Below are 25,144 nucleotides of genomic sequence, written 5' to 3' on the forward strand. Positions count from 1 at the left end.
AACTCTAGCGGAAACAAATTCCAATGCGATGGCTTTGGAGATTGCTGCTCGTTGTTTCATTGATGGAGGGCGGATGCCATTCGTCACCGGACTCAAATGACGATCGTGATACGACGATGTCCGATCCTCGGAACGACGACCAATCGAGCGACTTGACTCGGCTCGACATGAAAAAGTTGCGTCCCCGAGTCGAGGCATTCTGCGGGGATTGTCATGCGATGCCGGCCCCATCCACTTTTCCCCGAGCAGCTTGGCATGCCGAGGTCCAACAGGGTTACGATTTCTACTATGCGTCCGCACGCACGGATTTGAAGCCACCGCCAATGCATGATGTGGTGGCGTACTACCGAGCGTTGGCTCCGGAACGACTTGAGCAACCGGTGATTGAAACCGCATCAGAATCACCAATTTCGTTCACTTCTCAATCGATCGTGGCTCCCAATCAGCAAGACGCCATTTGTGTCTCAGGCTTAGCATGGGAACCAGCCCGACCAGATACGCCGGCATCACTCTGGCTCTGCGATATGGGCAGCGGAGTGGTCGCACGAGTGGAATTCGACGGTCGCAATCCGAAAGTGACAAACGTAGCCAAGGTCCAGAATCCGGCAAGTGTCACACTGACGGACTTCGATCGCGATGGAAGCCAAGACCTTTTGATTGCCGACTTGGGAAGTTTTAACCCCGAAGATCATCAGAACGGGCGGGTCCACTGGTTACGACAACCATTCCAACAGAACTCACAACCTGTGCTGCTCGGCAACGAATTTGCCCGTGTAGCAGACGTGCAAACCGCCGACTTCGACCAGGACGGCGATGAGGACGTGCTCGTCGCAGAATTTGGATGGCGAAAAACTGGTCGTATCCTGCTATTGAAAAATGAAGGCTTCGAGAATCGTCTCCCGCGACTAACCCAACAGGTCCTCGATCCACGACATGGCACCATTCACGTCGAAATCGCCGACCTGGATGACGACGGCGATCTTGATTTTGTCGCCTTGATTAGTCAAGAACATGAGGTTGTCGAAGCCTTTCTGAATCGCGGTGACGGAACCTTCGAAACGCATCGTATATTCGAAGCCAATGACCCCTCATACGGTTCGAGCGGAATTGAACTCGTCGATCTCGACCACGATGCAGATCTCGACTTGCTATACACGAACGGCGACACACTTGATAGTTTTTACCTCAAACCTACACACGCCATTCATTGGCTTGAAAATACCGGGAATCTTCAATTTGAAGACCACATCTTGACCCACGTTCCCGGCGTGTATCGTGCCGTCAGCCAAGACTTAGACGGCGACAATGATTTGGACATCGTCGCGGTCACGAACTGGCCAAACAACTTGATCGATCGCGACCGGCAAGCCGTTTCCGATCGGGTCCTTTGGTTGGAACAAACAAGCCCCGGAAAATTTCTGAGACACACGATCTCAACTGACAAAAACACGGGGCACTATACAGTCGCCGTCGGAGATTTCGATGCCGATGGAAAGCCTGATCTCGCCGTCGGCAATGCAGCCGTGAATCCAAAGACTAGTCCCGAGTGGATCTCGATTTGGTGGAACGAAGGCTAATCCCATCGGATCTGTACCGGACTGCTAGGCCTAACAATTCGACGACGAATCTCATAGGCAGATCATCTGCATAACCAACTTGTAGTAGGAAAATTACAAAGTTTTGAAATTGAAAACAGACAAACCTTTGTGCACGTGTTACACTCTAGTCTTCCGTTCGGAAAACATCCCCACTCCACTTGATGAGGCCACAAAATGAGAGTGACTGTCTGCGCATTGTTTGTTCTGGCATCCGGGTTTTTCTTGACACTTGGAGCCGCGAGGGCCAACGCCGCCGGATGTGCCTGCGCCTACTATGACATGGGCCCTTACTGGTATGGCGAGGTCTACGAAGAATGCAACATGGTGGGAGAAGGGTGCGAATGTCTCAACCCCCAACCCCAACCGATCTACTCACCAATTGGCGCTCCTCATAATTGCGTAAATTGCAACTGCGAAGCGGTTGTTTTCGCAGCAGAGAAAGAAGATTCGCAGCCACTCAAACCAGAGCCAGAGAAGCAGGATACTAGCGATCCATGCCTTTCCAAGAAGAAAGATCCCGGACAGGTACTATCGCCCCTGCCCAATCACGTTAAGAAGATCAAACGACATTTCTACAAAATCACAAAAGTCGATGGCGCTGCCCCGGCTCGCGAGGTTTTCGTGATTGTGTGGGACATCCAATTGGAAAAGGGACATTCCCCCAACAAGGAAGAGGAATTCAAGTTTCGAGTCGGTTTTGAATGTCATGAACCGTCAGAGGCATTGCAAATCGAACACGGCCGTGTCAAGCCTATTGCAGTGCGAGTTTATATTGGACGGGATGACGGGCCACACGAATGTGCGGTTCTGCATGATCATGGGAAAAAGAAGACCGCTGTGATCGCCCTGACTAAAAGTCTGACTTCGCCCTAATCGGACGACACCAAAGGTTTCTCAAAAGCCACGATTCCGCCGTTCTTTGGCGGAATCGTGGCTTGTATATGACATCAGCATACGAAGACCAATTTGGGCCACAAGGAGAGACTCAACTCCGGCCTGTCTTATTCCGACTTGCCTTGGTAACGTTGAAAGTCTTCTGGCTTGAGCCGCGGTTTGGCGCTGCGTGCAAATCGGACACCCAGTCCAATATCGTACTCGGTTCTTGGATAATAGACCTGCTGACGCGGGTTTCTCATCTTCGCGGTGACACGAAAATCTCCATGAATCACATCGCGGTTTCCACCTTTGACACCAAAGTGGTTCACAAGCAAATTCGGAATATCCCGGTTGTCTTGCCTAGGAAATCGAATGACAGGCTGACTGTCGACCCATTCCGCAACACCGGAACAAAGACCATGAATCGGGGAATCGTGACGAGTCCGATCAAATGGCGGTTCTCCGACCACTCCTAACCCCGATGTTGTTGGGTCTTCTTGATCGGGTATCTCGTCTCCCCAAGGAAATTGAGTGCGATTTCCGTTCGTTGCTGCGTACTGCCATTCGAGATCTGTTAGCAGCCGCTTTCCGGAAAGTTCCGCGTAATTCAACGCCCGATCAAAGGATAAATTGGAAAAGGGATGGTCCGGTTGGTTGAAACCGGGTTCGTCCGCTTTATCCTTCGGGTTCAAGAAGAACTCTCGGGCTTGTCGTTGAGTCAATTCATACGGTTCGATGTAAAAATCCGGAATATGGACATGCCGAACAGTTTCTGCGGGATTCTGGGGCAAGAGGGTCAGGTTTTGAGTTCCTCGAACGAGGACCATGTTGTCCGCGATGGACGCATCGGGAATTCGAATCTTGGGTAAGACGAATCGATCGCCGACTTTCCGCCAGCGGATGTGTGCCCATTGGGCTTCCGGTATGGTTGCTCGCGCTTCCGGCACTCGGCGATAGACTTCGTGAAATCGGCCGTCAGCCAGATACGCAACAACAAGATAATCGCCCGGACGAAGATCGACTTGAACGGGTGTTACTTGCGAGATGGGAATGGCTTCGGTCGGGTTCACTTCACCGGTTGATGGGTCGATCGGATAGACAGCCAACTTGGCGCCCACCGGTTCCGTTGGAATTTCGACGTGCACTTCTTCGTTCAATGCGGTTGCCGCCGCTGCTGCGACTGTGGCCTCGGCATTTCCGTCTCCCGACAGGTAGATCCCCCCAAAGATGACTAACGAGATGAAGGCCACTGCAACGCCGACGAGCAGCCACGCCTCGGGAGACTTTTCTGTCTTTTTTTGCACCGGGGGCGGCGTTTCTAGGAGTGATTTCAGAATGGCCGTCTCGCCACCAAGATAGTACTCGAGGTCGTTTCGTAGTTCCGTCGCCGATGCGTAACGTTGAGTGGGGTCACGGTGCATGGCTTTCAAGCAAATATCTTCCAACGCTGCAGGAATCTTCCGTTGGTAGGCATGCAGGGGGCGGAAGTCCCCTTTGATGATCTTCTGAATGACGGCTTCCTGTGGACCCTCGTAAGGCAAACAGTTCACGAGCATTTGGTAACAGATTATGCCGAGGGCATAAATGTCGGAACGTGGGGTCAACTCCTGTCCCGTCAACTGTTCAGGCGACATGAAGGGGACGGTACCTAGGATCTGTTCGCTTTGAGAAATCGTGCTAGAATGGCCAATTTGGCGGGCTAAGCCAAAATCAGCGATTCGAAGGTTGCCATCTGATCGAATGAGAATATTCTTCGGTTTCAGGTCGCGATGAACAACTTTCGAGGCATGGATATGCTCCAGTCCCGTGGCTAATGCCAGCATGATCTGCACGATTTCTTCGTTGCTCAGTCGCTTCCTTTTGAGATATTCGGAGAGGTCCTCCCCGTCCACGAACTCGAACACAATGAATGCGAGATTTTCATGGATGCCGAAGTCGTACACACGAACGACATACGGGTTATCCAACTTGGCTAACGCTTGCGCTTCGTGTCGAAACATCTGACGGACCACGGGGGAGTCACTCACCCGAGCCAACTTCACGGCCACCCAACGACCGAGCACGTTGTCCCAAGCCTTCCAGACGACCCCAAAACTTCCTTTGCCTAACCGCTCATGAAGTTCGTACCGTCCGAAGTACATAAATGGATGGGGCCGCTGGTCGTGGACTTTGAGTTCAACGACCTCGGTTTCCAGATCCTGAGCGAACGACAAATAGACCAATGTGCTCGCATGTTGCGGAAGACGCGAAATATAGTCTTGCGGTTCCGGGTGTTCCCCAGCACGACGACGATACGCAATATCGACGGGTACGAGTTCACTCAAGAGTTGATCTTGGGGGAGATTTGTCGCCTCTTCGACGAATCGAACGACATCGGGACGCTGGCCTTCCCGCCATTCGTGTTCCAACCGGTCGCAAAGTTCATCGATTCCGTTTGCAACGGCCAGGGCTTCACGACGACTATCTTCGTACAAATTTGGCTGAGAGAATCTCATAATTGGCCTCGATACGCCAAGTGTCTCGAATAATCCGAAGTTTTCGGATTATGGTTGAAGGCACGACCTGTAGGCGTTCGGCGATTTCCCGAGGCCGACAGCCTTCAATTGTGGCCACAGCAATTCTGCGTTGCTTTGGCTCCCTCAAAACGCGAATCAAGTGCCGGAAAACCTCACGACTCGCATCGAGGAACCGCTGATCGGGATTGGTCGAGACCAAGGCGAAAAATAGTTCCTTGGTCGGATTCTTGGTACCGATACCGTCCGCGTTGTGTTCGATTTCCGAAAGCTTGTCTTGAGCCACGATTTCTGTCTCAACAGACATTTGCACTTTGATCGTGCACAGTAGTAACCACCATAAGTCGGATTGTCGGTTGACTTGCTTGAAGCCTTCATTCCCGCGGGCATTCAGCAAGACTTGAATGAGATCAGGGCAATCGTCGCCCGCGTCCGAAGGGCGTGGCTTGGGTTGACTGCAAACGATCGAAAAGAGAGCCTTCATGAATCGTTCCCACTCGCTTTGCATGCGATCGGCCTCGACTGGGTCCAGTCCGCGTAGCCAAGGGCCAATGGAAGCGTCATCGAACATATTGCTGGTTTTTGTTTACGAAGACGAAATTACTCGGGCAATAACGACAACCTTATCCTGCAGCGACAACGTCCAACTCTTTCTCTGCCACAACGATCAAGTCAGCCGGGGAATTCCCGATGATTTCATTGCAGTGTACATCATCGCGGTTCGAGCGTCGTATCGCAATGGTATTCATCATGTGAACATGACGATTGTCCATGACACCCCATGGCCCCGTTTCCGTGACACCTCAAAGACCCCTGAGCGAATCGCTCAAATCGGACCGGACTTATGAGCAACCTACGATTCTCGATAAAACTGTTAACCCCAGCACGTTTCCGCGTATGCCCACAGACCGCACAGTCCTCGCGAAGCGGTTCGCCTTTGACGTTCAAAGGTCTTTCATCGACTCGACATCGTCAACCGCACGGAAGTTTGCAAGCCTCAAAACCGACCTAGGGCAGTCTGCCGTCTTCGGATTCATCCGACACGTTCAACTTCTGATGACGTGCGTGAGCGTCTTGTCGGCGTGCCCGTATTTCCAACAGCAACAAGCATTTGGACTCCCGGGCTTCACAAAATTCGATCGGGGTTCTGAAAAGAGGCGGATTCCGTGTCTCGCCATCTATTTCGATACGCTACCCAAAATACCGGTGAGTGCTATCAGATTGATGTCGCGGATTACAGAAGTGAAAGAAAGACGGGACAAAAAAGAAGGCGACCCGTCAGGAAACGGGTCGCCAGTCTTTCAAGCGGAGAGAGCGGGATTCGAACCCGCGGTCCGGGTAAACCCGAACACCGGATTAGCAATCCGGCCCATTCGGCCACTCTGGCATCTCTCCGGGGTTTTCTTAGTTCACGAGCGACGATTATCGCTTCCAAACTGGGAATGTCAAGTTCAAGCGCTGGTCTGGCTGAAATGCCTAAGAGTTCCGTTGACGGGGTCGTCGAAATTCCCAGTGCTGGTCCTGGGTTGTGATGGTCGCCCTCTCGGTGTCGCGAGTTCGTTGGACGCTGGCGTACCACGGGCGATTGCCGTCTGTTTCTATTTGGTTAACCAATAGAAAACGGATGCCGACCTAACGCCGCGCATCCGTTTTGTGGATTCTTCATCGCAGTCGTCGACTTAACGATCAACGAATCGCGACTACGGGACCAGACTGGAGACCGATTGCGTTGTGACTGCCACGTCGCGAATGACGGCACGAGTCAACCAATCGCGGGGATGAACCATCGGCACAATTCCGGTTTCCGTGTCTCGTGTTCGTTTCAGCACAAAGGCATCGGTTGTGAGTGCGAGGTTAGCAAAACACCGGACTTCGTCGTCGGTCGTGATATCGAACGTGAACTGATAGAAATTGTGCGTGACTGCAAGGAATCCGCCATAGCCATCGTAGTCGGTGTAGCTCGGATTGTCCCAATCGGACCAGATTCCGGTCGCTCCGATTTGCAGGTTGGGTGTGAGGTACGTTCCCAATCGGAGTTGCACTTCTTCGTCTGCAATGCCGGTGGCTGTTCCAATTTGGCCGGATGGGCCGGCAAGAATCGGGTCACCGTTGCCATAAGCGATGGCCAAATCGAAGCTGATGGGGTGTTGGCCATTGGCGAAGAACAACGCACCGATTTCCGGACCGACGCGGCTGAAGTCTTCTTGAAAATCGTAGAGAACACCGGCTTTGAACCAGTGTTCCATGACGAATTCCGTCTTAAACCCTGCGAACAAATCGCCGGAGAAGCTGAAGGCGTCGTTGCGGTCGTCATTGATCGCACCGCCAAGCAGGGCGCGTCCCGCGAGACCGACACGATCCTCGTAGGTCAGCCCGAGGGTTCCCCCACCGTTGACGAGCGTTTGATTGTCGTTGTGGTAGGCACCGACTTGGATATCGCGGACGTCACTCCAAACGGCATCGCCTTTTCCCGACGTCAGGGATGCCCCCACGCTGAACATGCCCGCGTTCGGACCGGCGAAGACGTTCACACCCGGCGGGACAGATTCGTTGGAACCGTCTGGCTGAAATTCGCCATCCGGACCAATCCCCGCACTGGCGTAGGGATCACTCCCGAATTCGCCTTCGGGAGTCATGCTCGCGTAACCGGAGGGATCGTAGATTCCGGCTGAGGGATCGGAAACGGTGGGTGGGTAGGCACTCGGACCAGTCGGTGGTGCGAACTGGGCATCCGCCGTGTTTGGTGTCATCAGTGACCAACAAAAACCAGCAGCCGCCGCAGCGCGGAAGATCATCTTCCCTCGCGCGAATCGTCGGTTCGTTCCCATAGATGGTTTCCCCCCGGAAATCCGTTGTCAGTAGTTCAGCGCAGTCCACTCCGCATCGTTGAGAACGGACGCTTTTCGTGGCACTTCAGACAGTGCTCAGAATCGTTATCGTCCGAACTCCTCGACCAACTGGAATAAAAGGATTGATCTTGACAGACCAACTCAAGAGAACATTCCGCAGAGGCAAGGATTTTTCGTGCGGTCAGGGTACGTGAGACGAGAGACAGCGTGACCGGTCCGAAGATTTAGGGGGGGAATGATCAAGGAAGTGACCAAAGAAACAAAAAAACACCGCCATCGGTATACGACCAATGACGGCGTTTTAGTTTTGCCAACAAGGTAAGTGCGGGCCAACGCTTGCCTTGCGACACCACACCTATAGTGCAATCACCGCGCCAAAGACGGTTCAAAAACCAAAAAAACCTTAAGTCATTTCACATAGGCAGCTTATGACACTAACCCTCTGATCGCTCAATTCGCTGTATTGTTTGCAGGTGTCCCATATTGCAACGCAGTGTGCGGTTTCGCCACACTTTTTTGATACACCGCTCTACCACAAGACTTCCATGGAATTCCCCAAGCGACGATCGGCTGACTCTTGCGATCATGCACGGTGATTTCGATACTGACTTCGAGTACCTCGCCCGATCGAATTGCTTCACCAAACAGTTGTTTGCCAAGCACGAAGTTAGTGCTGATCCCCGCCCGCAGGAGTTTTCCGCTGATGTCTGCACCCGACCAATCACAGCCTTCTGCGAAACCGATGACTGTGCCTCGGTTTGTGGCGGCCAAGTCTCAGGGGCGAAAGTTGACGATGATCACCGCCTACGATTTCCTGTGGGCGCGATTATTTGACGATGCGGGGATCGATAGCATTCTCGTGGGCGACACATTGGGGATGGTCGTCCAGGGCAAGTCGACAACATTGCCGGTGACGGTCGACGAGATCATTTACCATACGGAAATGGTGACCCGTGCGGTTCGTCGTTGTTTAGTCATCGCGGACATGCCTTTTATGTCGTTTCAGGAATCGCCACATAATGCGGTCCACAATGCCGGTCGACTGCTGAAAGAAGGCGGTGCGGCAGCCGTGAAGTTGGAAGGCGGCGTGAACCAAGCGGCTACGATTGCAGCACTCGCGGCTGCGGACATACCCGTTGTTGCGCATATTGGCTTCAAACCGCAGTCAGTTCGCAAGGTCGGGTCGATGGGCAAGATTCAACGCGATGAAGCCCAACTTCTCGCCGATGCGAAAGCCGCGGAAGACTCGGGGGCGTTCGCGATTGTGCTGGAAATGATCCCTCAGCAAATTGCGAAGAAGATCACCGAATCGTTGGCGATTCCCACCATCGGCATCGGAGCTGGTCCCGAGTGTGACGGTCAGGTTCTTGTCAGCCAAGATTTCCTCGGCCTGACCACCGGTTTCCAACCCAAATTCCTGAAACGTTATGCCGAGTTGCACCAGATTGCGACGGACGCCACACGGGAATATATCCAGGATGTCCAAAGCGGTCACTTCCCTGGCCCTGAGCATAGCCACGATTAAAGGCGGCGTCTTTTTCGAGACGAATGCAGAGCGGATCTTTCCACTTGGTCTCCGACGCGAGTCAAAAAACTTCGTGGAACATCAATGACTTCGCAAATCGGTCCGGCTAGACTATGGAAGATCACCAGAATCATGTGATCAGCAGCTGGTATTCCATTCGAGATCGTGCATGGTATGCATTGTCGATCGAAAATGAGTTGATCGAACCGGGGTCGAACAGGAACGGCCGGGGTCATTGTCAGCCATCAGGAGGGAGTCGGGCTGGTTTAGAGTTCTTCGTCCATGAGGAAGGGGTTCGATGTCGAATTGTCCGATTAAGGCCGTCCAGCGACAACAGGGAGGCGTCTTTGCCGATGCCGACGCTGCCGCGACCACAACGCTGCAATTTGTCAGTGGCGAATTCGCCCTGATGACCGCGTTCGAGCCGTTCGACGATTTCGAAGAGGCCATCCACTTCGGCGACCCGGTGGCTGAAATCACCGCTGCTCGAGAGTCGGCAGCAATGTTCGATTTCTCCACACGCGCCCACATTGAAATCACCGGTGCAGACCGCGTGAAATTCCTGAATAACTTTTGCACCGCCGACATCCAAAGCCTCGCGCCGCGTCAAGGGTGTGAAGCATTCGTTACCAACGTGAAGGGGCGTGTCCTCGCTCATATTTTCGTGTTTGCGACTTCGGAATCCTTGTGGTTGGAGACGGTTGTCGGCTCTGAGGAATCATTGCTGGAACACTTCAATCGCTACGTCATCACCGAGGATGTCGAGTTCAAATCTTGGACAAGTGAGCTCAGTGAAACGCTCGTCTGCGGGCCGGATGCCATGAAGCAACTCGCGGCACTCAAACTCCCGCTGCCCAATCCCGACCCGTATCATCATCGCGAAGACGAGTGGTCGGATTCGGCTGTCTCCGTCCGTTATGTTGAATGGCTGGGAATTCCAAGCTTTTTGGTTGCGGGCGACCGGGACACAATCGCCAGTCTGTGGAATGTCCTGCACAAAGCCGGTGTGCAGCCGGGCGGAGCGTTCGCGTTTCACACGCTCCGAATCCAGGGCGGGTTTCCGCTTTACGGGATCGATATCACCGAGGACCACTTAGCCCAGGAAGTTTCCCGGACTCCGCAGGCGATCAATTTCAAGAAGGGCTGTTATCTCGGCCAAGAACCGATCGCCCGCATTGATGCTTTGGGTCACGTCAATCGCGAACTTCGTGGATTGCGTTTGGATGTCGGCGATTTGCCGTCACCGGGTTCCAGCATTGCTGATCAAGAAGGCCGAGAAATCGGACATATCACTTCGTATGCTCTCTCACCGATTGACGGACACGCGCGGGCGTTGGGTTATGTCCGGAGCGAATTCATTGCTCCCGGTCATACGGTTCTCGTGCGTTGCACTGATGATTGGACCCCCGCTGTCGTGTACTGGCCTCGTGATGCGGATGCTACATAAAGTTCAGCCATCGGTTTAGCTGCCGATGAATCGCAAATTGAAAGACCTCAATGAGTACCACAACCGCTGACAAAATCCGCTCCGTGCCCCCTTGGGTCGATCGAGTCGCCGACTGGTGCAACCCGATTCTGATTAAAGAAGTTCGGCAGTCGCTTAAGAGTCGTCAGTTTGTGGTGACGTTCTTCCTCTTAGTCGCCGGGGCATGGTTGACGGCGGTCTTCGGCTTGCTGATGTGGGGCGAACGAATCGAATACGAAGCCGCCGGTCGCGACTTCTTCTTCTACTTTTACATTGCGCTCGCGATCGCCACGCTGATCATTGTGCCGTTCAATGCGTACTTGAGTTTGAAGTCGGAGCGGGATTTTCTGACGTATGAAGTCCTCAGTGTCACCACATTGCAACCGGGGCAAATCGTCAACGGGAAACTGTTGGCGGCAATGGTGCAACTTTTCATCTATTACTCCGCCATCACGCCGTTCATCGCGTTTGCATCCACGATGCAAGGCTTCGACACCGCGTTAGCTGCGTACCTGCTCGTGCTCTCGTTCTTGGTCTCACTGTGTCTGTGCTGTATCAGCGTGACGGCGAGTACACTCACGAATAACCGTTCGCAACAAGCAGCACTCGCTGTCGGATTACTCATGGGCGTGATCGGTGCGATGTGGGGGATGGCCATCTTAGCGTATACGGCCACTTACTTCGCCCCACTGCCATTCGACAACGCCGAATTTTGGTTGGGCAACGGTTTGTTTCTGGTCGTGGCGACTTCCTACTTCATTTTGCTACGGCAGATTGCAATTGCTCAATTGACGTTCGAGACGGACAACCGCAGCACAGCAATTCGCGTGACGATGACCGCTCAATTCCTGTTGTTCTGGATTGTGACCTTTGTCGTGTACGCAACAGTTGATCTCGGCCGAATCGATCAAGAGATGTTCTTTGCCTATGTCATTATGTCTTGTGTGCACTGGGGAATTTTCGGTCTGGTGATGACTGCCGAACCCGATGCCCTTTCCCGTCGGATTCGTCGGCATATTGGGGGAAGTGGTGTTTGGCGGCTGATCAAAACGCCGTTCATGCCCGGCGGTGCCCGCGGCTATATTTTGCTGCTGATGAATGTGCTGCTAATTTTTGCATTCTATTTGATTGGCGTAGCTGCGTTTGGCGATGGTCGTCGCGGAGGAACAGGAATCGCACCGAACTTTGTCGGGCGGCTGTCCCTTGAGATGTCCCAGTTCGATGCCGAGATGCGAGGCGTCTGGGCAATTTGCTGCTATCTCGTGATGTACTGCGGAATCAATACGGCATTCGCTCGCTGGGGACATGCAGCCGGTGTAGGCATCAGGCCCGGTCATGCGCGTCTGGTCACGTTCATCCTGATGATGGCGTGTGTTGCCGGCCCTCAACTTCTGCTAAGCCTAGAATACTTCCGGCAATACCGTCGTAGCTACCATGCCATGCAGCTTTTCGATCCGTTTACGACCGTGCAGCGAGTCATCTCCGGCTACAGCGATATTCGTTACGTGATACCAGTACTCTCGACGTTTGCGGTACTGGCAGTGTTCTTGAATTTCATCCCGATGCTGCGAGGCATTTCGACGATTCTAAACGCCGGTAAGTCCGACCAAGTCGCTCGCGAAGCCGACTCGCCCTTTATTGACGAGTAACGGAGTTCGGGCCATTCGCGGAGTCGTCTGAAGCGGAATCGACAGGGCGACTCCACTGCGGATTTTCTTCGGGCGTCGGGTACCACTTCAAGACCTCGTGTGGTCCGAAGCGGTTCTTGTAGGCCATCGACTGACATTCCTCGATGTGATAGCCCAAGTACACCCAACGTTTGCCATGGGTGCGGGCGTACTCGATCTCCTGCAAAATCGTGAACGTCCCCGGACCACGTGGCCGCCATTCCGGATCGTGATAGAAGTACACGCTGGAGAGAGAATCGGCGAGTATATCGACCAAGCCCACACCGATGAGCCGGTCGTTCTCGTAGTACAGAAACTCGTGAGCGAACTTCCATTCGCCCATCAGAAACGACTCGAAGTATTGGTTGGCATCGATCGACTCCGCCCGCCAACCGCTGCGGACGTGCATATCCGCATGCCATTCATTGTAGAGCCGAAGATGTTCCTCGGTCACACTCGCGCGTTGCACAACCAGCTGCACGTCGGAGTTACGTTTGATCGTCCGTCGCTGACTTTTCGTGGGTTGGAACGCGGCGACGTCAACCCGTAGCGACCGGCACTTCACACACTCCCGACAAGCCGGTCGAAAGAAGTGCCAACCATGTCGTCGCCATCCGCGTTCCAGCCATGTTTCGTAGGTGTCAGCCGAGATCTGCCCCAGGACACGGTATTCCAGCGAAGCTGTCTCGTCAGGCAAATAAGAACACCGACGCGGCGGCTCGACCGTCCGATAAAGCTCAAGAATCGGTTGGGTCATGAAGTTCGCACGGAAAACAAGGGAATGGAATTCAGGAACGAGGAAATAGGGATCTCGTTGCAACGAGGAATCCCTAAATCCTAACTCCCAATCCCGATATTCTACTCTTCATCTTCATCCATGATAGAAAAGCGATGCACGGTTGTGTGCTTGTAACTCTGCCCCGGTTCCAAAATGCTGGAAGGAAATTCCGGTTGGTTTGGCGAATCGGGCAGGTTCTGCGTTTCCAAGCACAATGCGTGGTGCTGCGGGAATCCCGCGTCAGACGGTCCTCCGCTCAGGAAGTTGCCCGTGTAGAACTGAATGCCCGGTTGATCGGTTTCAATTTCCATGACCCGTCCCGATTCCGGATCGGACAGCCGAGCCACAAGCGTCAATCCCGGTTGTTCCTTGCCCAGATTTGGCGTGATGAAGCAGTGGTCATACCCGCCGTTTTCGGCATCGCCTTTCAACTCTTTGAAGTCTTTGTTGATCGGGTGAGCTTTGGTGAAATCGAACAGCGTACCCTGCACGGACTTCAGTTCCCCAGTCGGAATCAGCGTGTCATCCACCGGCAGATAGCGTTCGCAGTTCAACATCAGCACGTGATCGAGGATGCTGGCTGAGTCTTTCGGGTTCTGCAAATCGACGCCGCCAAGATTCCAGTAACAATGGTTCGTCAGATTGATCGGCGTAGCCTTCTCGCTCACGGTGGCGGTGTACTCGATGCGAAGTTCGTCGTTGGGGGTCAGCCGATAAATGACATCACTTTTCAATTGACCCGGGTATCCTTCTTCGCCATCCGCGCTGATGTAGGTCAGATGCACCCCAACGCTGCCGTCGTCGGTGACATCAGCCGGCATCATTCGGGCTTGCCAGAGCACATCGTTGAAGCCGCGGTCTCCACCGTGCAGGTGGTTCGGATCGTTGTTCGTCGCCAGTGTGTAGCTTTCGCCATTGTTTGTGGCGGCCGTTCCCTCGGGCAAGTTGATCGTGAATTTCCCCTTGGCAATCCGGTTGCCGTATCGTCCGACGATCGCACCGAAGTACGGGTCTTTATTTTCCATGTCCGCATAGGGAGCCAACTCATCGAAACCGAGCGTGATGTTTTCCATCTCGCCGTCGCGGTCCGGCGTCATTAACGATTGCACAATCGCACCGTAGTCAAGAATCGACACAGTCACGCGACCATTGGAGAGAATGTACTTGGTGACTTTGTGAGTTTCGCCGGCGGGGTCGGTCCATTCGCCGAACGGTTCGGATTCCAGTCGCATCATGGGTTTCTCTGTTGGTTGGTCGGAGGAAGCATTCGTCTCACCAGGTTGTGTGCCTCCATCCCCTGGTGGTTTCTCGCCACCACCGCAGCCCGCTACCATCAACAACCCCGTCGCCGCCACCGCAGCCCACCAAGAGCGCTTACGCATGTCTATCCTCATCAGTCGAAAGATGCCGAAGATCCACGATCCTATCAGATCCAGACGCCCAGTGTGCGATTCGCGTCAACTGTGGTCAAGTCCGTGAAAACTCGGCCGAAATCACGACATAAAAATCACTCGTTCGCGAAGCCACGGAAGATGGCTCTTCGCAGCGGATTCTGGCGGTCAGTGAATTCGGAATCGGGTGGGGAAGTCGACAATGCCATCGCAACCATGTGAAATTTGGCGTCGGCATCGTCAGCGATGTGGACGAGCATTGCTTCAGGTGTGTGCGGGGCAATCGGCGAGCCCCACTCCGGCAAGTTTTGATGAGCGACGATAATGTGCTCCAACCGAAGCAACACTTCGGTATCGAAATCGGGAATGGTGGCGGCTTTATCGCGGACCATATCCCGACCGAGCAGAATGTGCCCAATGAGTTTTCCCTCAGCCGTGTATTGACTGCCCTGCGGCCGATAATGAAGCTCCGCGATTTTGCCAATGTCGTGCAGAATCGCCCCCGCGACCACCAACGATTTCGACAACCGCGGCTGCATGTTCGGATAATGAACATCGTACTTGTCCGCCAGATACACCGCAGTCTCCGTCACGGCGACGACATGCTCCAGATACCCGCCCGTGTAGGCGTGATGGTTCCTGGTGGCGGCGGGAAGTTTTCGGAGAACTTCCGCGTTGTCGACCAGCAACTCCAGCACCAGCCGCTTGAGAGCCGGGTCGGCGATCTCGTCCTGGGCAATCCGCCGCAATCGCTGCTCTAATTCATCAATGTCGAACCGCGTGCGCGGGTGGAATTCCCCCAAATCGAAACCGTCGGCTTCGTCAGCCTCGACGACTTCGCGAATCCGGTCGATATCCACTTGCGGACCATACGAGGTGTCCTCATAACGACAACGAATCTTATAGAACAGGTCCGGCTGCCAACGGGTTTCACACTCCTCGAACCAGGCGGAATCCTGCCAAACCATGGCCGTCACTGTTCGCGCCGCATCACGGAACCCAATGCGGTAGAATGGTTTACCGTCGCGAGTGGTATGCCGATTCTTCTCTGTCATTAGCACGAAACAATCGCCACTTTGGCCGTCTTCCAAGTCGGATAAGCGGACAATTCGCGAATCGGCGGCCATCGTCGGATCCTTTGAACATCAATGGGGCGTGATTCATGATACATACGAGCACTTCGCGAAAATTGCAAATCTAATCGAACTTCCGCCTGAATCCTGGCTTGCAATCTGAAAAACCCCTCGTCAATCTGGCCACGGACGTTTATACTACGATACCGATTCGCGGATGGCCTGCGTGTCGCGTTTCCTCATTAAACACTGAACAGCCGAAATTACCTGCTCGATTCGCTCAGGAGAAATTCCAACATGACCGTTCAATTGACTGAAACCTCCTCCATCACCCTGACCGAGACCGCCGCGAAGGAAGTGAAACGAGTCATCAGCGAAGGCGGATACCCCGAAAACACGATGCTTCGCGTCGGTGTGGCCGGTGGCGGATGCAGCGGCTTCCAATACGCTCTCGGTTTCGATGACAAAGCCGACGCCGAAAAAGATGCCGTCAGTGAACAACATGGCGTCCGCGTGGCTGTCGACAAGAAGAGCGCCCTGTTCCTCGACGGCACCACAATCGACTTCCACGAAAGCATCGAACGCCGCGGCTTCACCTTCAACAACCCCAATGCCGTTAAATCCTGCGGCTGCGGCAGCAGTTTCTCCGCCTAGACCGATCAGGCAGCGGAATCAAGAACTGGTAGGCTGGGTCCCGTGCGATTTCGCATTGGTCAGCGTTAACGGGTGCCACTGCTGGCTCGTCCAGCAGTGTTTTTAGCGACGCCCGGACGGCTGGTCACTCGCACTGCTAAGCAAGCTCGCAGTGGTACACAACTTCGTCCTTTGTAATAGGTTGTGTTCCTTGTAATTCTGCACGACCCAACATCACGGCAAATCAAACAGTACCGAGAGCTGGGCAACACTTCGTTGTCCCAGCTCTTTCGGTTGGTTGTTTTGAGAGTGTCTATCGCAGCTCTCTTTTCTCACGCGTCTGATTTCCGCCAGCATCGACAACGATCAACGTGAGATTCAGCAAACCGTCTTTCGGTTTGCCAACGACCGTCACTTCTTTCTCGAATTCCTGGCCTTCGATCGCATCGCCTGCAACATAGGCTTCCGCATTCTGATCGTGGATGGCGAACGCACGAAGACCATTGTCGTCGCTCGCGGTCAGCTTGAGTGTTACTCGTGCGGTGGTCCGGTTGACGGAAAGCACTTCGATGCCGATTTTCGGTGGTGTGTTGTCTTCACGGTCAATTTTGGAATTGAGATATCGCGATGACATGAGCAGTAGCGTATTGATGTCGGAGAATGTCACGCGTTTTGATTTCGGCGTTCGCGATGTCAAGTTGCGACGAATTTGCCGGAAGCCGTTGCTCATGACATGCCGATCGTGATCGCGGAAATCGTGCGGCAGTCCGAGGGCATGACCAAGTTCATGGATCACCGCCCCGAAACCATCTTCCACGAATTCGGCACGCGGCGAATTCATGCGGTGCCCCATCGCGCGACGACCGGCCACAGGCGTTTGGTCGAAGAACCGCGCGATCTGACGTTCGGGCGTGATATCGCAAAACTCATCCCGCAGGATGTGAGCCGAGAACATCGCCAAACCACCGCGGGCGGACTCGTATGCTCCTAACGCCAAGGTCCCATTCCACAGCATATCCGCTGGGCCGAGATCGTAATTCTCACAAAACACGAGCCGTAGTTGCCCAGGCCCGAACCCATTCTCTCGCAACTCTTTTCCGACAAGCCGAAATTGTTTGTTCTTGTCATAGGCTGGTGCGGCATTGTAGAAACTCGCCGGTTGCGAGCCACGCACGAGATGAATTTTCTTCTGCTCGCCTTCCATTTCCCAGATTAACCCATCGGTTTTGAGCCGTTTGGATTGCAGATCGTTCTGGTACATCGAATCCACAAAATGAACCACGGTTCGCGTTTTCTCTTCCCAATTCGCAGTCGGTTCGCGATCGCTGGGGACGAAATAGATCACACGGACTTCGTAGGCATTGTCATCAGTGGCAGGCGATTTTGGTTGTTGGCTCTCGATCCAGTCCTGAACTGTTTTCGCGGGAATTGACCAGGATCCCATATAGTACTTGGTCCACGTTTCTTGTTTCGGTTGTCGCCAGAACGCTTGTTTGTCGGTGAGTTTGATGAAGAGTTTTGACTTCACATTTTGCAGGATGATTTCATCGTCGGACCGCTCAACTTCTTCGAGCGGATTGATCGACTTGCCTGGTCGCGCGAAGATCCATTGGCCGTCCGTCTGCTTTACGTATGCAACGTCTTGGCCCATCATGCGAAACGACCACGCGTCCCGCTTTGTGTCCGCCGCGAATACGAAGCTCGCTGCCCACAAATTCCAACCGAACAATAGCAATGCGAACCGTGGATGGCTGAGCATGGGTGTCCTTCTCAACAATTCATTGATGACTCGTCATCGAAGCCAGATCAGAATAGATTGATGTCGAACATCGGCGGAACGTTCCCACAAACCATCGCAAACCCGAAACCGTTTTTGAGGTCAATGCATGCGAAAAGTTGCAGGCCGAACGCTTTGGATCGGAAACGCGGGTGATTTGTGGAATCCTCGCGTGGTGTGTGATGCCGGGATTTCAGCCGTTGTGGAGTTGCCCGACAACGAAGCATTCGTTTCGCTGCCGCGAGAGTTGATTCGCTGTCGGTTTCCTCTCTCGGATGGTGGTGACAATCCGAGTTGGTTACTTCGACTGGCCGCGCAAACCGTTGCCAGTCTCATCAAAGCACAAGTGCCCGTTTTGGTTTGTTGTTCGGCGGGCATGAGCCGATCGGTCTGTGTGGCTGCAGCCGGAATTTCGTTGGTGGAACAAATTCCGTTTGCCGAGGCCGTGACCGTCCTGTGTGAGGACGGCCCCGCCGACATCTCGCCACGTTTGTTTCAGCAGATACAAAACGCGATTGTCACCTCAGATTAGTCATCGTCTGTGCGGAACGGTGAAGCCGGGAGTCCGGCCGCATTCGTCAGGTTGACTTCGGGATTGGCCTTCCACGCGTACCGCACTGCGACGGGGTTGCTGACTTCCGGATGGGACACAACCACCGTGTCGCCATTGATTTTTGCCGTCGCCGGTTTCCACTCGCCATCCGCACCAGCGATGACGAACCCTTTCGGTTCTCCGCTCTCCGCGATCAGCCCGCCGTCTGCGTGATCAAATTGGATCGTCACTTGCCCGCCCTTGATCTCGTGACTCTTGGGAATCGGTCCGCTCGTGACGACGTCAAGATTGTAAACGTCACCCAATGCCCAGAATGCCAACCGTCGGCCGACATCTTGTTTGTTTCGAGGGTGAATGTCGTTGGCTTCGCCGATATCGATCGTTATCGCCATCCCCGTTTTCGGCAGCCGCAGGGTTTTCAACATGCCCTCGCGGACGAGCATCCAACCTTCGCCGGCGCGTTCAAAATTCGGCAATTGAACCCAAGCGAATGGGAAATCCTCGCCCCAACGTTCCCGCCAATCTTGGACCAACAACGGCAACTGATATTGATAGAGATTTCCTTTCCCCGGTTGCGAATTGGCTTCCCCTTGATACCACACAGCCCCCCGAATCGCGAAGGGAATCAGCGGTGCGATTTTGCCATTGAACAACCCGCCCGGGCCGCTGCGTCGTTTGTGTCGTTCGGCTAGGCTTTGCGGTCGTCGTGGAGTCGGCTTGCCGTTGGCTTTGGCCTGCGCTGCTCGCGTTTTCCACTGGACGAGTGCCGTTTCATATTGAGCCTCCGCTTTCGCGACATCGAAACTCTCATAGGCTTCGACCGCAGCCGCATGACTCTCCTGAAGTTCGGTCGTCGCGGCCTGCGCTTCGGCTGCGATCCAAGATTCAATCGGTGTGCCACCGACGGATGAGTTGATCAAACCGACCGGCACGCCAAGTTTCCGATGAAGTTCCCGACCGAAGAAATACAGCGTCGCCGAGAATCCACCAACATTGTCTGGCGTACATACCGTCCATGTCCCCTTCGCATCGGTTGCTGGTTTGTCCGCTCCGCCGGAAGACTCTTTGAACATGCGAATTTCGGGGAAATCGGCATTCGCTTTTTCGTTTTCGAAGGACAAAGCCCGCGATACCGTCATCGCCATATTCGACTGACCAGAACCCAGCCAAACTTCACCGACCAGCACATCGGAAACCTTCACCAAACCGTCTTGCCGATCCGACCCGACGTTAAGTGTGGTTGGCTTTGCCGAGGCTTTAAGTGGGTCAAGTTTGACCATCCACTTGCCTGCATCATTCGTGGTTGCGGTCTTGACCTGATCGGCAAAGGAGACCGTCACTTTCGAGCCAGCATCGGCCCATCCCCAGACGGGAACTGGTTTGTCACGTTGGAGTACCATGTGATCGGAGAAGATCGTCGCCAGTTTGACGTCCGCCACCAAACTCGACGGCACCGCTACGATGGAACTAACTAGTAACGCGACAGCCAACGGTATGTTTCGCATTGGGGTTCTTTCTATGATGGGAGCGACGTGCGGTTTGATTCGACCACAACATGAGAACCGAAATTGTATCAGTATGTCTTGCGGATCCCAAACGCGACAATGAACGAGCCCAACGATCGAAGCCAAACGGTTGTTGACCTACGCTTCGCCGATTGTAGACTGAGTTGAAGATCCCTTCGCCGCATTTCGAAGAACCGGCCATCGCCCTTTCCGTATCCTTCCTGCGTCATAGACAGAAAGTTGTCATGCGAAAGCAGTTGTTGATTTTGCTTGGACTCCTGTCTGGTGTGGTGGTCAGCACCGGCGTTTTTGCGGACGAGAAAACCAACCTAGCAATTCCGGTCGCCAACAAGCAGGATCTCCAGAAAGCAGTTGGCAAAGAGATTTCCGTTGTCGGCGAGGTCTCACGGACCGGAAAATCGTCTTCCGGGCATGTGTTCTTGAACTTCGTGGCGAACGGAGAGTTCGTCGTTTTCATCCCAAGTGAGGTCGCGAGAAAGTTTCCCCAAGACGCCCTGGCAACCTCGCTTCAAGGGGACTCTGTTCTGGTTCGCGGACGGCTCGAACGGTTCCGCGGGAAACTTCAGATCCGTTTGGATTCCGCCAGCCGGTTGAAAACAATCAAACCGAAACCTGGCAGCAAAGTCGACGAACTTCCCAAACCGGTCGCGTTGAAATCGATCGGTCGAGACGCTTGGATCAGCCCGGCCGGTGTGCGTTACAGCGGACGTGATCCGATGGGGCTGACTCGGAAAGCCCACGTGCTCCGACATGCCCGGGATATCCCCGACCGCGACGGTCCGCATGGCGTTTTCGACGGGGGCGACGAAGTGGCGTTTGGATGGATCGATGAGGCTTGGAAGAAGATCAAGACCAATCGCATCCGCCCGCAAACTGACGACGGTCGCGATGTCTACACGGTATCGATGGGTCGTCGCGTCGGATTCTTGGGTGGCAAAACCGGGGCCGAACGCAATCACCCGCCGCTCACGAAAATCTTCATCGTCGTCCGCAAAGGGACCAGCGAGGTCATCACCGCCTTCCCCCGTTGACCGACCACACCCCGATCAATCTACAAACCTGTTGACACGAATACCCCGAGGAAGACTCGTGAGTGAAGCAAAACCTTATCTCAGAATGTGTCCATGTTGCGGCCAGGGAATGGTTCGCATTGCGGAATGCGACGGTTGCAAGATGTTGTCGGCGGTGTGCGATGAATGTGAGGCGATCTGGAAAGATCCCGCACAGCTTAAACAATCCACCAACTTGCGACCCGACGCACAACATCCGCGTTGCCCACACTGTAACCACGACGTTTCTGAGTGGCGGTTTCTGTCGACCGAAGAACTGGAAGCAGCCGGTCAAGCCGATCTGATTGGCGGCCAGTCGGTCTAAACCGTCAGTGTGCTCGGCTTAGAGCGAACGAGTCGGGATCGACTTCGTGAGTGGTTGCCACCGCATCTGACGCTCTCTAAGGCTTTGCATATCATGCTCGAACAGCAATTCCCCATCTAATTCCATCACTGCGGGTGTCGTGGGATCGAAGCCATCTTCAAAGATGCGGGCCACACTTTGAAACGACAGGACATGACTAATTGACGGCAATGGACGGATCGACAGACAAAGTCCACAGACTACCACCAAGAGTGAAATTGCCCCCAGGACTCGTTCTCGCCACCGGTCATGTTGGCAAGTGCGTTCGACCCGTTGCAACGTTCGACTCCGCAACGTCGCCGGTAACGCCGGCCCGTCGTCAGCGGCACTTCGGATCAACTGCTCGAGTTCGGTCCACTCGGATTCGTGATGATCACTCATACGGCACCTCGTCGGACAATGGTTCCAACATCGGCTGCAACTTCTGTAAGGCGTAGCGATACCGGCTCGCGATTGTATTCGGCGATTCGTCCATCACTGCGGCAATTTCGGCGAACGTCATTTCCTCCCAGACTTTCAACACAACGACTTCCGATTGAGCGACCGGTAACTTTGCAAGTGCCAATTGCACGGAGCGTCGCAAATCTTCCTGATCGAGTTCTATCCCGACATCTGTGTGAGACTCAAGGACGACCGTCGGCAACGGCACCGGGGTGCGACGACTCAATAGGCGGAAAGCTTCGTTCCGTACAATTCGCAGTAAATAAGGCCAAGGGTAATCTGCACGAATCAACCCATGCGGCCGACGCGCCACTCGCACAAACGCTGCCTGGAACACGTCTTCCGCATCATCGCGATGCCGCGTGAGCGTGTACGCATACCGCACGAGCCGCGCGGCGGTCAAGTCGTAAAGCGCATCGAGAGCATCCGACGATCCTGCAGACAATCGCCGTAAGCAATCTCGAACTTGGTCGGATATTTTGGACATCGGATCTTTCACAATACCCGATGGACCTGCCTCGCGATGCAATTTGTCTATAAATTTTTCCCGTCACGGCAAAAAAGCTGTAACGCGTTATTTGTCTAGGAATTGCATCCGCTTGTGGACATCGACGTGCACGCTTTGATAACGGCTTTGGAGATTTCCTGGGCTGAACACGGTGTGCAAAATGTGCTCGACATCGTCCGAACCGATCGCCTTGGTGAAGATCGTTTGCAGGAACTCACGTCCCAATTTCGATGGCTGCATGCGATGCGGGTCGTAGAAAGACGGGTGTAGCCGCCGTGCGTGAATGTGGTTCCAACGGTCGCACATCTTGTTCGCATGAATGGAATCCACATAGAAGCCCCGTGGTTCCGACCATTGCAACGTGGCGATTTCGTTATTGCGTCCTTCGTTGATGAGGTCGACGGCTTTTCCGCCAAGCTGCGACGCATAAAAACGATCGAACCGGATCGGACGGCCACCACGCTGGGTATGCCCGACTTTCCGTGTGAAAATCGCACTCGTCGCCTTCATGTCCCGACGACGCGAAATGAAAAATTCATCGCCAAGACGTTCGCAAAGCATGGCTTTCAACGCTTCCGCAGCACCGCTCAAACGGACGTTGCCAGCAGGGTCGACTGAGAACGACTCGGCTCCCAGCATATTCCCCTGATCGTCTTCGACACCTTCGCCGATCGCGATGACCACGTGCTTCTGCATATCGTAGAGTTCGCGGACACGTGCCTCGACGTGGTCGAGATTCATCCGTGACTCCGGTAGCAAGATGATATCCGGCTGACCGTAGGCCGATCCGAGTGCAATATAGCCGGAATGTCTGCCCATGACTTCGACAATGGCAATCCGACGATGACTTTCCGCGGTGGTCCGAATTCGTGTGATCGATTGAGCCACAACATAAACTGCGGTCGCATAACCCGGAACTGCGAAGTTGATGATCTCGCCGAGTTCGATTTCATCCCGATCACACTCGTAAACGTAATCAGTGCGACCGTCCGGCGAGGTAACACGCCGCCAAGCATTGCATTCGTCGATGTAGTTCAGCCCGAGATCGTTATCGATCGTCTTAGGTGCCAACACGCAGGGGAAATACTCAGTGAGCGGTTGCATGCCGCTGATCGTGCCGTCACCGCCGATGCAAATCAGGCCTTCAAGCTCTAACCGCGAAAGCCGCTGCATCACCTCTTTGAGTTCCGACTTTTTCGAGGGGTCGATATAAGTTCGCGATGCCCCTAGTAATGTGCCGCCCAAATGCGGATCCAATTCGGGAATTGTCGAGTACAACGGATTTAGCCGAACGTGGGGAACGCGGCTGTCGAGCATGCCGCCGAAACCTTTGACGATTCCGTAGACTTCAATCTCAAGCTGATTGGCCCGCTCGACTGCACCGTGAATGGTCGCGTTCAAAGCTGGCGTATCGCCGCCGGCGGTCAAGATCGCGATTCGTCGCATGTTGTCTCTCTCGTCATTCAAGGCCGGAATTCAAGCGCTCGCTATTGCAACGGATATCGCACAGCATATCGGATTCCAGCGGGGCGCGTACAAGTGAGCCGCCAAAATTTGCTGAAAACGCCAAATCCACGCATGTCGATGTGGATCAGCCTTTGACGACGGGATTGGTCAATGTGCCGATCCCGGTGATTTCGATCGACACGGAATCACCGTCTTCCAGCGTGAATTCATCGGGCGGAATGATACCCGTGCCCGTCAGGAGAATTGCTCCCTCAGGAAAACTGTGATCGCGTCCGAGCCAATCCACCAAGCCTTCCAAACTCCGAGCCAACTCGCCGAGATTGGTGTTGCCCTGGAAGACTTCCTGTCCTGCCCGAGAAATCCGCAAGGTGATTTCTGTGCCGGCGAGGTTCAGCGGTTCGTCCGGGTCAGCCACCTGCACACACGGACCAAGTCCGCAACATTGGTTGTAGACTTTCGCTTGCGGCAAATAGAGCGGGTTCTCGCCTTCGATGTCGCGAGCGGACATATCGTTCCCGATCGTGTGCCCGACGATCCGCATATCGGGACTAATCACCAAAGCGAATTCCGGTTCCGGGACCGACCATCCACTGTCGGCTCGAACACGAACCGGCTCACCAGGGCCGGACACCAACCGCGGAGTGCCTTTGAAGAACAACTCCGGCCGGTCGGCTGTGTAGACGCGATCGTAATGCGACGCCCCGGATTCGGATTCCTCCATCCGGGCTTTCTGACTCCGCTGGTAAGTCACGCCAGCCGCCCAGACTTCCTGACGATCGATCGGGGCCAACCATTGCACATCTCCCCAACCAACCGCATCTTCCGTTTGATCGATGAGAAACTTCGACAACCCGATCGGATCAGGGGCGTGCAGCACGTCACTGAAAGAACGCACATGGTCGACTTGGGTAAGATCAAGCAAACGCAGATGATCGTCCTCGACCACCGCCATCCGCAACTCACTGCTCGCAAGCAGCACCTTCGCTAATCGCATGTCATATTCCCCAAACCGGGATGTAGGCTTCAGCTGTTGTGTTCGGAAGCATACGACATGCAACGCCGCTCCTCAACCAATCGCCAACGAGTTCCCA

The 25,144-nt window shown here is 54.3% G+C and carries 22 protein-coding genes and 1 tRNA gene; 10 read left to right on the top strand and 13 right to left on the bottom strand.

Annotated features, from left to right (window positions below):
- Positions 1-116 precede the first annotated feature (116 nt).
- Together AC5DDB_RS17830 and AC5DDB_RS17835 are read left to right on the top strand one after the other, a co-directional pair.
- A complete protein-coding gene (locus AC5DDB_RS17830) occupies positions 117-1,577 on the top strand; it encodes an FG-GAP repeat domain-containing protein (RefSeq protein ID WP_491741101.1) in 1,461 nt (486 codons plus the stop codon).
- Positions 1,578-1,772: 195 nt separating this feature from the next.
- Positions 1,773-2,471: a hypothetical protein gene (locus AC5DDB_RS17835; protein WP_491741102.1), complete on the top strand. Its 699-nt coding sequence runs from the start codon at positions 1,773-1,775 to the stop codon at positions 2,469-2,471.
- A 128-nt stretch (positions 2,472-2,599) separates the two neighbouring features.
- On the opposite strand, the gene AC5DDB_RS17840 is transcribed toward AC5DDB_RS17835, so the two are convergent.
- Positions 2,600-4,969 carry a protein kinase domain-containing protein gene (locus AC5DDB_RS17840; RefSeq protein ID WP_491741103.1) on the bottom strand — a complete coding sequence of 790 codons (2,370 nt, stop codon included), beginning with the start codon at positions 4,967-4,969 and terminating at the stop codon, positions 2,600-2,602.
- Positions 4,935-5,471, bottom strand: coding sequence for an ECF-type sigma factor (locus AC5DDB_RS17845; protein ID WP_491741104.1), 537 nt, complete (start codon positions 5,469-5,471; stop codon positions 4,935-4,937). Before AC5DDB_RS17845 ends, AC5DDB_RS17840 begins: the two co-directional genes overlap by 35 nt.
- Between AC5DDB_RS17845 and AC5DDB_RS17850 the strand changes: the two genes are divergently transcribed.
- The gene (locus tag AC5DDB_RS17850) at positions 5,470-5,835 is read left to right on the top strand and encodes a hypothetical protein (protein ID WP_491741105.1); all 366 of its coding nucleotides are present in this window, start codon (positions 5,470-5,472) and stop codon (positions 5,833-5,835) included. The two genes, AC5DDB_RS17845 and AC5DDB_RS17850, sit on opposite strands and share 2 nt — an antisense overlap.
- A 458-nt stretch (positions 5,836-6,293) precedes the next feature.
- On the opposite strand, the gene AC5DDB_RS17855 is transcribed toward AC5DDB_RS17850, so the two are convergent.
- Together AC5DDB_RS17855 and AC5DDB_RS17860 are read right to left on the bottom strand one after the other, a co-directional pair.
- Positions 6,294-6,382 (bottom strand) — tRNA-Ser (locus tag AC5DDB_RS17855).
- Between the two features lie 305 nt (positions 6,383-6,687).
- Positions 6,688-7,815: a hypothetical protein gene (locus tag AC5DDB_RS17860; RefSeq protein WP_491741106.1), complete on the bottom strand. Its 1,128-nt coding sequence runs from the start codon at positions 7,813-7,815 to the stop codon at positions 6,688-6,690.
- Positions 7,816-8,539: 724 nt separating this feature from the next.
- On the opposite strand from AC5DDB_RS17860, the gene panB reads away from it, so the two are divergent.
- The 3 genes from panB (at position 8,540) to AC5DDB_RS17875 (ending at position 12,475) form a co-directional block, all read left to right on the top strand.
- Positions 8,540-9,361: a 3-methyl-2-oxobutanoate hydroxymethyltransferase gene (panB, locus tag AC5DDB_RS17865; protein ID WP_491741107.1), complete on the top strand. Its 822-nt coding sequence runs from the start codon at positions 8,540-8,542 to the stop codon at positions 9,359-9,361.
- A gap of 298 nt (positions 9,362-9,659) precedes the next feature.
- Positions 9,660-10,808 carry a CAF17-like 4Fe-4S cluster assembly/insertion protein YgfZ gene (gene ygfZ, locus AC5DDB_RS17870; protein WP_491741108.1) on the top strand — a complete coding sequence of 383 codons (1,149 nt, stop codon included), beginning with the start codon at positions 9,660-9,662 and terminating at the stop codon, positions 10,806-10,808.
- A 50-nt stretch (positions 10,809-10,858) separates the two neighbouring features.
- Positions 10,859-12,475 (top strand): ABC transporter permease, encoded by a 1,617-nt coding sequence (locus AC5DDB_RS17875; protein ID WP_491741109.1) that lies wholly within the window; start codon positions 10,859-10,861, stop codon positions 12,473-12,475.
- Here the strand turns inward: AC5DDB_RS17875 and AC5DDB_RS17880 are convergent.
- From AC5DDB_RS17880 to AC5DDB_RS17890, 3 genes are all read right to left on the bottom strand, one after another.
- Positions 12,462-13,250: an arginyltransferase gene (locus tag AC5DDB_RS17880; protein WP_491741110.1), complete on the bottom strand. Its 789-nt coding sequence runs from the start codon at positions 13,248-13,250 to the stop codon at positions 12,462-12,464. The two genes, AC5DDB_RS17875 and AC5DDB_RS17880, sit on opposite strands and share 14 nt — an antisense overlap.
- A 101-nt stretch (positions 13,251-13,351) precedes the next feature.
- On the bottom strand, positions 13,352-14,653 hold the full coding sequence (locus tag AC5DDB_RS17885; RefSeq protein ID WP_491741111.1) for an aldose epimerase family protein: 1,302 nt from the start codon (positions 14,651-14,653) through the stop codon (positions 13,352-13,354).
- Positions 14,654-14,778: 125 nt separating this feature from the next.
- Positions 14,779-15,789, bottom strand: coding sequence for a 3'-5' exoribonuclease YhaM family protein (locus AC5DDB_RS17890; protein ID WP_491741112.1), 1,011 nt, complete (start codon positions 15,787-15,789; stop codon positions 14,779-14,781).
- Positions 15,790-16,032: 243 nt separating this feature from the next.
- Here AC5DDB_RS17890 and AC5DDB_RS17895 point away from each other — a divergent pair, with 243 nt between their 5' ends.
- On the top strand, positions 16,033-16,389 hold the full coding sequence (locus tag AC5DDB_RS17895; protein WP_491741113.1) for a HesB/IscA family protein: 357 nt from the start codon (positions 16,033-16,035) through the stop codon (positions 16,387-16,389).
- A 292-nt stretch (positions 16,390-16,681) separates the two neighbouring features.
- Here AC5DDB_RS17895 and AC5DDB_RS17900 read toward each other — a convergent pair whose 3' ends face one another.
- Positions 16,682-18,127, bottom strand: a complete 1,446-nt coding sequence (locus AC5DDB_RS17900; RefSeq protein WP_491741114.1) for a hypothetical protein — start codon at positions 18,125-18,127, stop codon at positions 16,682-16,684.
- A 127-nt stretch (positions 18,128-18,254) separates the two neighbouring features.
- Here AC5DDB_RS17900 and AC5DDB_RS17905 point away from each other — a divergent pair, with 127 nt between their 5' ends.
- Complete coding sequence (locus AC5DDB_RS17905; RefSeq protein WP_491741115.1) at positions 18,255-18,677, top strand: dual specificity protein phosphatase family protein; 423 nt, start codon at positions 18,255-18,257, stop codon at positions 18,675-18,677.
- On the opposite strand, the gene AC5DDB_RS17910 is transcribed toward AC5DDB_RS17905, so the two are convergent.
- On the bottom strand, positions 18,674-20,203 hold the full coding sequence (locus AC5DDB_RS17910) for a sialate O-acetylesterase (RefSeq protein WP_491741116.1): 1,530 nt from the start codon (positions 20,201-20,203) through the stop codon (positions 18,674-18,676). The genes AC5DDB_RS17905 and AC5DDB_RS17910 overlap by 4 nt on opposite strands.
- A 245-nt stretch (positions 20,204-20,448) precedes the next feature.
- On the opposite strand from AC5DDB_RS17910, the gene AC5DDB_RS17915 reads away from it, so the two are divergent.
- Positions 20,449-21,255, top strand: a complete 807-nt coding sequence (locus AC5DDB_RS17915) for a single stranded DNA-binding domain-containing protein (RefSeq protein WP_491741117.1) — start codon at positions 20,449-20,451, stop codon at positions 21,253-21,255.
- 58 nt (positions 21,256-21,313) lie between these two features.
- A complete protein-coding gene (locus AC5DDB_RS17920; RefSeq protein WP_491741118.1) occupies positions 21,314-21,598 on the top strand; it encodes a hypothetical protein in 285 nt (94 codons plus the stop codon).
- 18 nt (positions 21,599-21,616) lie between these two features.
- Here the strand turns inward: AC5DDB_RS17920 and AC5DDB_RS17925 are convergent, their stop codons facing one another.
- From AC5DDB_RS17925 to AC5DDB_RS17940, 4 genes are all read right to left on the bottom strand, one after another.
- Positions 21,617-22,018 carry a hypothetical protein gene (locus tag AC5DDB_RS17925; RefSeq protein WP_491741119.1) on the bottom strand — a complete coding sequence of 134 codons (402 nt, stop codon included), beginning with the start codon at positions 22,016-22,018 and terminating at the stop codon, positions 21,617-21,619.
- Positions 22,011-22,565, bottom strand: coding sequence for an RNA polymerase sigma factor (locus AC5DDB_RS17930; RefSeq protein ID WP_491741120.1), 555 nt, complete (start codon positions 22,563-22,565; stop codon positions 22,011-22,013). Before AC5DDB_RS17930 ends, AC5DDB_RS17925 begins: the two co-directional genes overlap by 8 nt.
- Positions 22,566-22,652: 87 nt before the next feature.
- Positions 22,653-24,032: a 6-phosphofructokinase gene (locus tag AC5DDB_RS17935; RefSeq protein WP_491741121.1), complete on the bottom strand. Its 1,380-nt coding sequence runs from the start codon at positions 24,030-24,032 to the stop codon at positions 22,653-22,655.
- A 145-nt stretch (positions 24,033-24,177) separates the two neighbouring features.
- A complete protein-coding gene (locus AC5DDB_RS17940) occupies positions 24,178-25,047 on the bottom strand; it encodes a fumarylacetoacetate hydrolase family protein (protein ID WP_491741122.1) in 870 nt (289 codons plus the stop codon).
- Positions 25,048-25,144 lie beyond the last annotated feature (97 nt).

The organism is Thalassoroseus sp., from assembly GCF_984380535.1.

Excerpts from the sequence above, each read along its gene's own strand:
- AC5DDB_RS17885 (WP_491741111.1), bottom strand. The coding sequence starts at position 14,653 with ATGCGTAAGCGCTCTTGGTGGGCTGCGGTGGCGGCGACGGGGTTGTTG.
- AC5DDB_RS17930 (WP_491741120.1), bottom strand. The coding sequence starts at position 22,565 with ATGTCCAAAATATCCGACCAAGTTCGAGATTGCTTACGGCGATTGTCT.
- AC5DDB_RS17845 (WP_491741104.1), bottom strand. The coding sequence starts at position 5,471 with ATGAAGGCTCTCTTTTCGATCGTTTGCAGTCAACCCAAGCCACGCCCT.
- AC5DDB_RS17875 (WP_491741109.1), top strand. The coding sequence starts at position 10,859 with ATGAGTACCACAACCGCTGACAAAATCCGCTCCGTGCCCCCTTGGGTC.
- AC5DDB_RS17925 (WP_491741119.1), bottom strand. The coding sequence starts at position 22,018 with ATGAGTGATCATCACGAATCCGAGTGGACCGAACTCGAGCAGTTGATC.
- AC5DDB_RS17880 (WP_491741110.1), bottom strand. The coding sequence starts at position 13,250 with ATGACCCAACCGATTCTTGAGCTTTATCGGACGGTCGAGCCGCCGCGT.
- AC5DDB_RS17910 (WP_491741116.1), bottom strand. The coding sequence starts at position 20,203 with ATGCGAAACATACCGTTGGCTGTCGCGTTACTAGTTAGTTCCATCGTA.
- AC5DDB_RS17840 (WP_491741103.1), bottom strand. The coding sequence starts at position 4,969 with ATGAGATTCTCTCAGCCAAATTTGTACGAAGATAGTCGTCGTGAAGCC.
- ygfZ (WP_491741108.1), top strand. The coding sequence starts at position 9,660 with ATGTCGAATTGTCCGATTAAGGCCGTCCAGCGACAACAGGGAGGCGTC.
- AC5DDB_RS17850 (WP_491741105.1), top strand. The coding sequence starts at position 5,470 with ATGAATCGTTCCCACTCGCTTTGCATGCGATCGGCCTCGACTGGGTCC.
- AC5DDB_RS17915 (WP_491741117.1), top strand. The coding sequence starts at position 20,449 with ATGCGAAAGCAGTTGTTGATTTTGCTTGGACTCCTGTCTGGTGTGGTG.
- AC5DDB_RS17835 (WP_491741102.1), top strand. The coding sequence starts at position 1,773 with ATGAGAGTGACTGTCTGCGCATTGTTTGTTCTGGCATCCGGGTTTTTC.
- AC5DDB_RS17940 (WP_491741122.1), bottom strand. The coding sequence starts at position 25,047 with ATGCGATTAGCGAAGGTGCTGCTTGCGAGCAGTGAGTTGCGGATGGCG.
- AC5DDB_RS17860 (WP_491741106.1), bottom strand. The coding sequence starts at position 7,815 with ATGGGAACGAACCGACGATTCGCGCGAGGGAAGATGATCTTCCGCGCT.
- AC5DDB_RS17905 (WP_491741115.1), top strand. The coding sequence starts at position 18,255 with ATGCGAAAAGTTGCAGGCCGAACGCTTTGGATCGGAAACGCGGGTGAT.
- panB (WP_491741107.1), top strand. The coding sequence starts at position 8,540 with ATGTCTGCACCCGACCAATCACAGCCTTCTGCGAAACCGATGACTGTG.
- AC5DDB_RS17830 (WP_491741101.1), top strand. The coding sequence starts at position 117 with ATGTCCGATCCTCGGAACGACGACCAATCGAGCGACTTGACTCGGCTC.
- AC5DDB_RS17935 (WP_491741121.1), bottom strand. The coding sequence starts at position 24,032 with ATGCGACGAATCGCGATCTTGACCGCCGGCGGCGATACGCCAGCTTTG.
- AC5DDB_RS17900 (WP_491741114.1), bottom strand. The coding sequence starts at position 18,127 with ATGCTCAGCCATCCACGGTTCGCATTGCTATTGTTCGGTTGGAATTTG.
- AC5DDB_RS17895 (WP_491741113.1), top strand. The coding sequence starts at position 16,033 with ATGACCGTTCAATTGACTGAAACCTCCTCCATCACCCTGACCGAGACC.
- AC5DDB_RS17890 (WP_491741112.1), bottom strand. The coding sequence starts at position 15,789 with ATGGCCGCCGATTCGCGAATTGTCCGCTTATCCGACTTGGAAGACGGC.